A 10251-nucleotide genomic window follows, 5' to 3' on the forward strand; every position below is an offset into this window, starting at 1 on the left:
GACCCAAGAATGGACTAGGAAGTGGACAGATAAGGCTCTTTACGAGAAATATGGCATCACTTCTAGTGAGATCGCGTTCATCGATCAAGTTTTCCGTCCAATGGACCTCGCCAACCCCTTATAACAACGAGGAAGCAAGTGTCAGAAAGTAACCCACTCGATAAACTGCCGTCGCCTGACTTCTCAACGAAACGCATTTACGCCTACCAGTTGAGCCTCAGCGAGCTTGCTAGGCGTATCAAAGTTGGCGAAACCGAACGTTCGGTTCGTAGCCGCGTGAAGGAGCAGGTGAACACGGCTGGCCTATCGGATGTGGTGAAAATCTTGATGGACGAACCTGCCGTTGCGGCGGACGGGCGGACCTTCAGAGACGTTGATGTCCATGAGGTCCTCAAGCGGATGCCCGGGGTTACGCACCGGACAGAGGGCGGAGGGGTGGAGTGGTTTGAGTGTTCTCTGGAGCAAGTCCAATCCGCCTACAATAGCGTCTACGCAGGGGAGACCTTCACCAGGGTTCGCGACAAGAGTTTTGGTCTCAGAGGCGAACAGATTCGAGCTATTGAGATGGCCGATGCCTACCTTACCTTCGCGTTGGCCGACGGGCGAGAGGCACGGTTCCTGTGGAATGCAAAGATGCGCTTCGGAAAAACCTTTGCTGCTTATCACCTAGCCATGCGCCGCAATGCGAAGCGGGTGTTGGTCGTCACCTACAAGCCGGCCGTCGAAGACGCGTGGCGGACCGATCTGGAGACGCACACCGACTTCGAGGGGTGGGTCTTCTTTTCTCGTGCGTCCACCGAGGACCCTTCATTCATTGCGACCGACACCCCGCTTGTCTGTTTCTCGTCCCTCCAAGACTTGCGGGGGCGAACGGTGGATGGCGCAATCAAGGAGCAGAACCAGTGGATACACGACGTAGTGTGGGATCTCGTCATCGTGGACGAGTATCACTACGGCGCGTGGAACGATGCCACCCAAGAGCTTCTGTCGGGCGAGGTAGGAGGCGGAGAAACTGAGCTCGCGAACGCACGCGGGGCTGATTCGGAAGAAGATGATTCAAAGGATCTCGTTGAACGGCTAGACAACATCAAGGGTAAAGTCTTCCTTTGCCTCTCCGGCACGCCATTCCGGGCAATAGCGAGCAATGAGTTTTCTGACGAGCAGATCTTCAACTGGACCTATACCGACGAGCAGAGAGCCAAGGAAGAGTTCGCGGCCAACTATCCTGACCAACGGAACCCCTACGGTGCGCTGCCACAGATGAACCTTCTCGTCTATCAGCTACCTAAGAAACTTCGTGAGGTGGCAATCGGAGGCAAGCGCAATGAGTTTGATCTCAACACCTTCTTTGCAGCTACGGGCAACGGCAAGAGAGCATCATTCACACATAGGGACCAAGTTCAGGCTTGGTTGGACTGGCTCAGAGGCCAAGACGTAGGTGCCGCCGTTCAAGTTTTGGATGTAAGCACTGCCAAGCCATTCCCGTACGCGGACACCAACGTCCTTCCTTACATGAACCACTCAGTTTGGTTCCTACCAGCAGTCGCGTCTGTATTTGCGATGCGGAATCTCCTAGCTGAGCCTCACAATGCCGTTTCTTGGGGACAATTCACTGTATTGCCAGTGGCGGGCAAACAAGCTGGTGATGGTGCTGACGCGCTACCACCTGTCCGAGAAGCTATCTGTAGCGGCTACGATACGAAGACAATCACGCTCACATGCGGAAAACTCTTGACCGGCGTCACAGTACCTCAGTGGTCAGCCATTTTGATGCTCAAAAACCTCGAGGCACCTGAGAGTTACTTCCAGGCTGCGTTTCGCGTTCAGTCCCCATGGTCAGTGTGGAACCCGGATGGCACCAATCCTAACGAAGAGAGAGTTCTTAAGCCCGCCTGTCTGGTGCTAGACTTCGCACCGACACGGGCTCTTCGTCTCTTCGCCGATTACGGCATGCGGTTAGGAAGAGGTATGGACGCCGACAACGACGTTAAGGAGTTAAGCAAATACTTGCCGGTCCTCGGCTTTGATGGCACAAGGATGCAGCCAGTGGATGTGGACGAGATCATCGATACCGCTTTTCAAACTACCACTGTCGACACCCGCTGGATGCAGTCTAGGAAGTTCATCAACCCAGACGCTTCAAAGCTTGAGCTACTCAGTGAGGAGGTTCGACGGGCACTTATTTGCGTTACAAAGCAGCGGCAATCGGACCGCAGTGCTGATGAAGATGAAAACGTCATTAACAAAACACCGGAACTTAAGGAGGGTGAAGGAAATACTAGCAACGACAGTGAAGATGGCGGCTCAAACACCGATCAAGAGGACGATCTGCCAGAAGAAGACCTTGCGAATCGACTGAGCTTCATCGCGAAGCGCATTAACGCATTCATGTACTTATCTGACGACATTGAAAAGAACCTCAAAGATGTTTTAGCCACGGACGAGGCTGAACTCTTTCGCATGGTAATGGAACTCCGGAAGGACGAAATGGCCGCCCTTGTAGATGCGGGCCTATTCCACGAGCAGGCAATGCGACTTGCAATCCATCAGTTCAGGCGCGCCGATGTCGCTTCCTTCCGTTATACCGGCCTTGATCCGCGTTCTGGCCCCGAGAGCATTAAGGGAAGCACGGATGCCTAAGCCCACCATCGAAGAAATCCTCGCACCCAAACCTGAAGCCCGGCCGCGTATTTATGCCTGGACACCAGATGATCCGCCAGCTGTGTACGTCGGTCTGATCAAAGTGGGCCAGACAACGCAGGATGACGTAAACGCTCGTATCCGTCAGTCACAAGGGCAGATGCAGCAGGCCTACATCCTGCATTTAAACGAGCTCGCTGTACGTGTGGATGGCACACTTTTCCGAGACAGTGATGTGCGCCAGCGCCTAATCGAAAAAGGTTTCGAAAACGTTGTTATAAGGTCATCGCGCGAATGGATGCGCTGCACACCCGAAGATGTGAAAACGGCGGTAATCGAGCTACAGAATGGCTTGCGTTTTACGGGCAGGCATCACGAAACCTTCCCGATGCGCCGCGAACAGGCGGAAGCCGTGAACAAGACGCATGCGTACTTCCACTCGATTTGGAATGAGGATATGCACGCTGTTCCGCGCTTTCTCTGGAACGCAAAGATGCGTTTCGGCAAAACCTTCACCACCTACCAGCTGGCTAAAAAGCTGGGTGCTAAACGTGTGCTTGTAGTGACCTTCAAGCCAGCCGTTGAGGATGCGTGGCAGACGGACTTAGAATCCCATGTGGACTTCAACGGGTGGCAGTACCTCTCAAAATCCTTTGGGCGCGACCCCACCCAGATTGATCGCCGTCATCCCGTTGTCTATTTCGGCTCTTTCCAAGACCTCCTGGGCTGTGATAACGCTGGGAACATCAAAGCCAAAAATAAATGGCTGTACAAAGAGACATGGGACCTGGTGGTGTTTGACGAGTACCACTTTGGCGCGTGGCGGGAAACCGCGAAGGAGCTGTTTGAAGGCGAGGAAGATGCAATCTCTCGGATAGAGGCCCGCCTCGATGATGACAAGCGATTGAAGGAGAAAATCGCCGACTTGCAGGAGCCATTGGAGCAGGAGAAAGACTTTCTACCCATCACTACCAAGGCCTATCTGTACCTGTCGGGAACACCGTTTCGGGCGCTATCCACAGGCGAGTTCATCGAAGAGCAGATCTTCAACTGGACCTACACAGACGAACAGCGGGCCAAGGAAGAGTTCGCGGCCAACTATCCTGACCAACGGAACCCCTACGGTGCGCTGCCCCAGATGCGCCTGCTGACCTACCAGATGCCAGATGAGCTGCTGGCGATCGCCAGCGCCGGGGAGTTTGACGAGTTCGACCTCAACGCCTTCTTCGAGGCCTCTGGCACCGGCACCGCTGCCCAGTTCAAACACAAAAGCGACGTTCAAAAGTGGCTCGAAATTATTCGCGGCAGCTACGCCCCCCAGTCAGTTGAATCTCTGAAGACCGGCAGCAGGCCACCCTTTCCCTACTCCGATGTGCGCCTGCTGCCCTACTTACAGCACTCCTTCTGGTTCCTACCCAACGTCGCCGCCTGCCACGCCATGGCCAACCTACTGGCCGAACGGCAAAACACCTTTTGGCACGACTATAGGACGATCGTTGCCGCTGGCACCTCGGCGGGGATTGGCCTGGAGGCATTGCCGCCCGTCCGCAAGGCGATTGGCGGCGGCTTCGAGACCAAGACCATTACCCTTTCGTGCGGCAAACTTACCACTGGCGTAACGGTTTCACAGTGGTCATCTATCCTGATGCTACGCAACCTCAAGTCACCGGAGACCTACTTCCAAGCCGCCTTTCGCGTACAGTCGCCCTGGTCAATCAAAAACCCCAACGGCGACAACCCCAACGAAGAAGAGATCCTCAAGCCCGCCTGTTTCGTGTTTGACTTTGCCCCCACCCGCGCCCTGCGGCAGCTCTCAGAGTATGGCATTGGCCTGTCGCCTAGTGAGCCAAACCCAGAGAATGCGGTTAAAGACCTCGTGTCATTCCTTCCCGTGCTGGCCTACGACGGTGCAAACATGACCCAAATTGACGCGGGCGGCATTCTCGATATTGCCATGGCGGGCACCTCGGCCACGCTGCTGGCTCGCAAATGGGAGAGCGCTCTGCTGGTGAACGTGGACAACGACACCCTGCGCCGCATTCTGAACAACCCCGAGGCCCTGGCCGCCGTGGAGCGTATTGAGGGTTGGCGGGCGCTAGGCGACAACATTATCGAGACGATCATCAACAAAAGCGAGAAGGTGAAGGGTCTGAAGAAAAAGGCAAAGGAAAACGAAGACGGCTTGACGGCTAAGGAGAAGAAAGAACTCACCGACGAGGAAAAGGAGTACAAATCTAAGCGCAAGCAAATCCAGGAGAAGCTGATCAAGTTCGCCACCCGCATCCCAGCGTTCATGTACCTGACCGACTTCCGAGAAAACACCCTCCAGGATGTGATCACCAAGCTAGAGCCGGACTTATTCCTGACCGTCACCAGCCTTACGGTCAAGGACTTCCATCTGCTCGTGGATCTAAAGGTGTTCAACACCGAGCACATGAACCTGGCCGTGTTTGCGTTCCGGCGTTACGAAGACGCATCACTCCGGTATACCGGTATTGAGAGCCATCGAGATCTAACCCATTATGGGCTGTACGACACCGTAGTGGAGAGGGAGTGAAAAGTTTTCTGCCCCATAATTAAGTCTATTAGGCTTAATATCTTCAAGGAGAGAACACCACTCCATTAATCGTTGTGGGGCGATCCGCTATTTGGGTTCTTACTTGCACAGGAAGAATACTGAAAGAACGTGAAAACTGGACTTGAAGAATGAGTGATCGTACATATTGGCTATGTCTCTTCAACCACACCACCTGGCAAGAGTTTTTAGACGCTGGCGGGGCAGTGATGGGCTTTCCAGAGACCAGACAAAATACTGTTAGGCAAATTAAACCAGGAGACTACCTCTTGGCTTACATGACGGGAGTCTCTCGATGGATAGCAGTGCTGGAGGTAATGGATGAACCTTATGACGATCTCACCCATATTTGGAAGCAAGCACTGTTCCCTTGCCGGGTCAAGGTTCAGGTAATTACCAGCGTTGATATTGAATCAGGAATACCAGCACTTTCTCTGAGTAAAAATCTCAAGATGTTTGACAATATGAAAACGCCTAACTGGGGGTTATTATTCCGTACCGCTCCAAAGAAGTTAATCTCTGAAGATGGTGAGGCGATTGTCAAGGCCGTTGAGGATGCGGCGGCGTAGAGATTCTAGAAAATAAATGTTGGTGGCTAGACTTAATCACATAGGCAAATATGTAGCGGTTCTCATTCGGATGAGGTATTGGGTAGCTGCCCAGATCTACAACGTCTTGGAAAAATCAGGCTCCTTGCCTCAGCTCGTAAACCCGCTGCCATTCTTCAGTCGTAACCTTGAAATTGGTGGAGTTGGGTTGGCGAATCACTATCAAGGTGCTCAAAACAGGGTCTTGCTTTAGCTCACTCCGCAGCAGAGGCCGATCCAACAACTTATCGGTAAAGCGAATGGTGGCAAACGGTTTCTCCCCTAAGCGAGACTTATCCAGCCAGTAGCCAATATCCGGCAAATCTGCCATCAGCTTGGGAACTTCGATTATGTCTGCGATCGCATATAACCCCGCCTCTTTGCCCGATATCCAGATCAGTACCCCATCACCAGGCTGCATCTCTTTGGCGTACCGGGTGACCAACCAGGGCATCTGGGTAAAGTCTCGAATGCCGTCAATGATGCGGTAATACTTTGGGTTTCCCTGGAAGAGCCAGTAAGCCATGGATGTACATCGCCAGAACGTCTCTAGATAAGGGTATGTCACCTGGCCTCTACAACTGCGCGATCGCATCCACCTTCTCTTCCTCCGACACATCGAGATACCGCTGGAGCGCCGCCATTGACGACCACCCGCCCAGGTCTTGAATCGCTTTCAGCCGGACCCCCGCCTTATCCAACCGAGTCGCCCAGGTGCGCCGGTTGCTGTGGGTGCTGTAGCCCCGCAGTCCTAAGAGATCGCACGCCTTACGCAGCGCCGCATCACAGGCCTGCCGAGTAATCGGCCCTTGCCCATCCCGCCCTGGAAACAGATACCCCCGACTTGGCAACTCTGCCGCCTCCAGCACCGCCCTCAACTTGGGGTGAATTGGCACTGCTCGCGTCCGCTTTGTCTTCGTCGTCGCCTTGCGCAGCACCAGCGTATTGCCTACCACGTCCTCCGCCCGCAGCTGTCGCGCCTCGCTCACCCGGCAGCCGGTGTAGTAGCAGATCGAGAAGAGCGATCGCATTTTAGGGCTGAGTTCCCCCATCACCTGCTCGAACTGATCCGCCGACCAAATTTCCGCCTGGTCGTGGCGATTTTGCTTCGGCACCGGCTCACCTCAGAACTGGATCCAAACTACTCTTGAAAATGTTGATTTGCTCTTTTTGATATTTTAGCAAGTTCAGTTTATCGGAGTTGTGAGGGTTTCGGCGGTTTGGCACAAAATCGGAGCAAAGTACCAGAACTTGTTGAGAAGTAACCCCTGTTATTGATAATAGCAAATGCCAGCTGATTGGATCCAATCAGCTGGCATGCAGAAGTGTGGAGTGCTCGTCGGATGATGAAGCTTAGTTAAGCGGCTTCATCCTCTAACGGTGGCTCTGGCAAGTCTTTGTTTCCCTGCTGAGAGATATTCATTAAGGTTTGGTTGATAAAGTCAACATTAGCCTCTACGACAGGAGCCATCTTTTCAACTGATGTGCGCAAGTCATAGTCATACTTATGTCGATCCTCAGAGTGTTGGAGAAGAAGCGCAGCTGATTCTCGATACTCTGGAAATTGACCTGTAAACATTTTTCGAAGGTTAGCGGGAGGTACATCGACGCCAGTCCACCACTCGATCATCCATTTAATACGTTCAGCCCAGGATTTAGGACCTGGGACTGGGCGTGTGCTACGTGCCATTCGGAAAAAGTAATTGTGATTAACTGGTCCACGTGCTGAACGTCCCCAATCTAACCATTGACGTACATACCCATAGAGATCCTTGTTGCCAAACTGGAGATTAGGTAGCTCTACCCAAAACCCATCATTGTTTAGCAGTACTGTCGGCATAGATGATCCAGTTTTATAGTCATCAACGCCATGATGGACATAAAATCTTATCTCGTCTGCCTTTCCATTAGCCCTTAATTCATCCGCCGGTATAAAGCCATTGGAGTATAGGTATCCTTCCTTAAAAGTTTTCCCAATCTCAAGCTCATAAAACGTGCGTGACCGAGATGGAAAAATAACAGAGAAGGCGATACTCAAGAATCGCTGTAGCTCTTGAGCCATCGCTCTTTCAGGCCGTGTCTTTTCGGTATAACCTAACTTTGCTGCAGAACTTCGGATGTAAATCGTGTCTTGTTCAACTCGCCACCGCTGCATCTCCATAGCATAAATAACTTGTGACCAATGAACCGATTTCTCGTGATAATTGACAGTAGCTGGCTGTCTATCAGATTCATCCTTAAGCTGTGCTTGTAAGTTGAGCAGACGTAGTAAAATCGGAATGTTTTGTGGTACCGGAAATTCATCCGTGCCCAAAACATCTCGATATAAAAACTTGGCCATTGCAATTGCTACACTCACTCGCTTTTGCTGAGAAGCTGCTTTTCCGCCGGTAAAGTCTAGATACCTGTGTATGCGTTTAATATCGTTATCAGCTGTGTCATAAGCTTGCTGCTTTCCTGATTCTTCGGCAAAACGAAATGCTTCAAAATTATCGAAATCCCTAAGTCTAAATTTAAGCTGACATACAGAAATCAATGCCTCAAAGCATAAATCTTCTAACGATACACCTTCATATCGATGAAGCCAGCCCATATATTGGCGTATTTTCTCAACTTCCCCTTTCAGTGCGCCTGGGGTAACTTTTTTCCCTGGCTTGTTCGCCCGATGGTTAGAGTAATCTAGGATTTGTTGAGCCAAGCGGTCGTTGGTGTAATCATTAGGAAACCTCTTTGCCCCAAGTTGGTGAACTGGTGCTTGCTCCTGACTCAGCTTTAGACCAGATGGGCTAGCTTTTTTTTCAACTGGGCGATCTCTAAAGGTTCGCAAGGTAATTTCTGCTTTAGCAATATATCCAAAGAAACCTTCTGCTATTGCCCACTCTAACCAGCTGTTAACCTTCGATATGTATGTTTTTTTGCTTCGATCGGTGATGGAAATACTTGCTAAGTAATCAGCAAAGATCTGTAGTAGGTGCTGATTATTGTTCATTTCTACAGTCTCAAGAAAATCCAAAGCCAGTTGGAAATCTTCAGCGGTTGCTCTTTGCCCAGAAATGTGAGGGCCACCTAAAGCTGGCACGATATACCTGACAATTATGCTTTTAAAGAAGGAGGCTTGCTTGGCATCGAGGGTTAGAGTGTACTCAGCAAAGGCCTCCAGTGTTGTAGCTGCGTGTCTGGGGTAGACCATCTCTCCGGTAGGTGCTGGAGGCTCAGTAGAATTAGGGTATTCGGGTTTAGCTTCAGGTTCAGGAAACGGCAGATAGCCATGCTCTCGAACCGAATTTAGTAAGGCCCTTAGCAGCCGACGCACACGAGTTTCCTGAGCTTCAGATCGCTCATAGATTCGCAAGACCCGAGTGGCAATAGTCAAAGCCTCTTGCAGGTATTCCAAAGGCACCTGCTCTAGGTAGGTTAGTCCGGCCTCAATCTCATCTACCCTCAAAGGATTATGGAGGGGCACCGGTCCGCCACAACCAGGTACGAAATATTGGACGATCGCGTAAAGCGCGGACTTTCGGATTTGTTCATCTAGTGGCTGCAGGTAGATCTCAACAATTTGCCGAGTTGAATAAGTCAGCTCCTGAGAACTAAGAGGCCCAACAGGGATGTCACTGCAAAGATCTAGAGGAATAAGATTTTCAGGTATAGGGAGAGATCCCTGTTGTCGTCCCCAGTCAATAAGGCCTCGCAGGTTGCGGCGAACTCGCTCTTGTTGTGCTTGCGATGTATTGTTAGATTCAAATATTGGAGACAAGACTTCTGGGATGCGGTTTAGTTCTTCAGCCTTCATATTCGCTAGGAAAGATAACCCAGCATCAACATCCTGGTTTGATAGTTTGGTTCGCTTGTTGGCTAATGGACATGGTCCGCCCATTCCAGGGACCGCGTAACGAAATAATGCATTCCGAAAGTCGTGCATTTCTGATGCTTCATCCTGTTCATCAAGATGTTTGTAGTAGCGTGTGCAAAGTGTTTTAGCTTGCATGGTTAAACCTAAAGGTAAGAATTGCGTAGTGGTATAGCAGGTTGATACATGTGCATTCCTGCTATGAAAACCTGCTTAGTAAAACTGAGCTATCGGCTTTATAGTTGCAAGCCATAGGCATGCGTGAACCTCAAACTTGCTCAATCAATTGGCCGAATAGTTCAAAAATACTATAGTGATGATATTTTATGTTGCTTTAATTTGCAATCTAATTTGCTCTGAAATTTAGTGCAAATATCTCTTTTCTTTTGGTTTTTATGTTCCCGCTGTATTCCCACGGTACTCCCGTGATATTCCCACAGTAATACCGTGATGCTCTGACGATAATTCGGCGATATTATCGCGATAATATCGCCGAATTATCGCGATAATATGATGCAACCATTGCTTCTTTAGTTTTATTTGTACTGGTCAATAATTGCGCTAATGGCCAGACTACCTTTTCTAGTTGCTAATGATTA

At 50.8% G+C, this 10251-nt stretch carries 6 protein-coding genes; 3 read left to right on the top strand and 3 right to left on the bottom strand.

The window, feature by feature from the left end; all coding sequences use genetic code 11:
- Positions 1-138: 138 nt before the first annotated feature.
- The 3 genes from H6F59_RS24150 (at position 139) to H6F59_RS24160 (ending at position 5784) form a co-directional block, all read left to right on the top strand.
- On the top strand, positions 139-2640 hold the full coding sequence (locus H6F59_RS24150) for a restriction endonuclease (RefSeq protein ID WP_190706904.1): 2502 nt from the start codon (positions 139-141) through the stop codon (positions 2638-2640).
- Positions 2633-5197 (top strand): DEAD/DEAH box helicase family protein, encoded by a 2565-nt coding sequence (locus H6F59_RS24155; protein WP_190706907.1) that lies wholly within the window; start codon positions 2633-2635, stop codon positions 5195-5197. Before H6F59_RS24150 ends, H6F59_RS24155 begins: the two co-directional genes overlap by 8 nt.
- A 149-nt stretch (positions 5198-5346) precedes the next feature.
- On the top strand, positions 5347-5784 hold the full coding sequence (locus tag H6F59_RS24160) for an EVE domain-containing protein (protein WP_190706923.1): 438 nt from the start codon (positions 5347-5349) through the stop codon (positions 5782-5784).
- Between the two features lie 115 nt (positions 5785-5899).
- Here H6F59_RS24160 and H6F59_RS24165 read toward each other — a convergent pair whose 3' ends face one another.
- The 3 genes from H6F59_RS24165 to H6F59_RS24175 all read right to left on the bottom strand — a co-directional run bounded on the left by H6F59_RS24165 (position 5900) and on the right by H6F59_RS24175 (position 9790).
- Positions 5900-6328, bottom strand: coding sequence for an EVE domain-containing protein (locus H6F59_RS24165; protein ID WP_190706926.1), 429 nt, complete (start codon positions 6326-6328; stop codon positions 5900-5902).
- Positions 6329-6377: 49 nt separating this feature from the next.
- Positions 6378-6917 (bottom strand): tyrosine-type recombinase/integrase, encoded by a 540-nt coding sequence (locus H6F59_RS24170; protein ID WP_190706929.1) that lies wholly within the window; start codon positions 6915-6917, stop codon positions 6378-6380.
- Positions 6918-7159: 242 nt separating this feature from the next.
- Positions 7160-9790, bottom strand: a complete 2631-nt coding sequence (locus H6F59_RS24175) for a hypothetical protein (RefSeq protein WP_190706932.1) — start codon at positions 9788-9790, stop codon at positions 7160-7162.
- Positions 9791-10251 lie beyond the last annotated feature (461 nt).

The sequence above is a fragment of the Nodosilinea sp. FACHB-141 genome (genome assembly GCF_014696135.1).
Taxonomy (GTDB): Bacteria; Cyanobacteriota; Cyanobacteriia; order Phormidesmidales; family Phormidesmidaceae; genus Nodosilinea.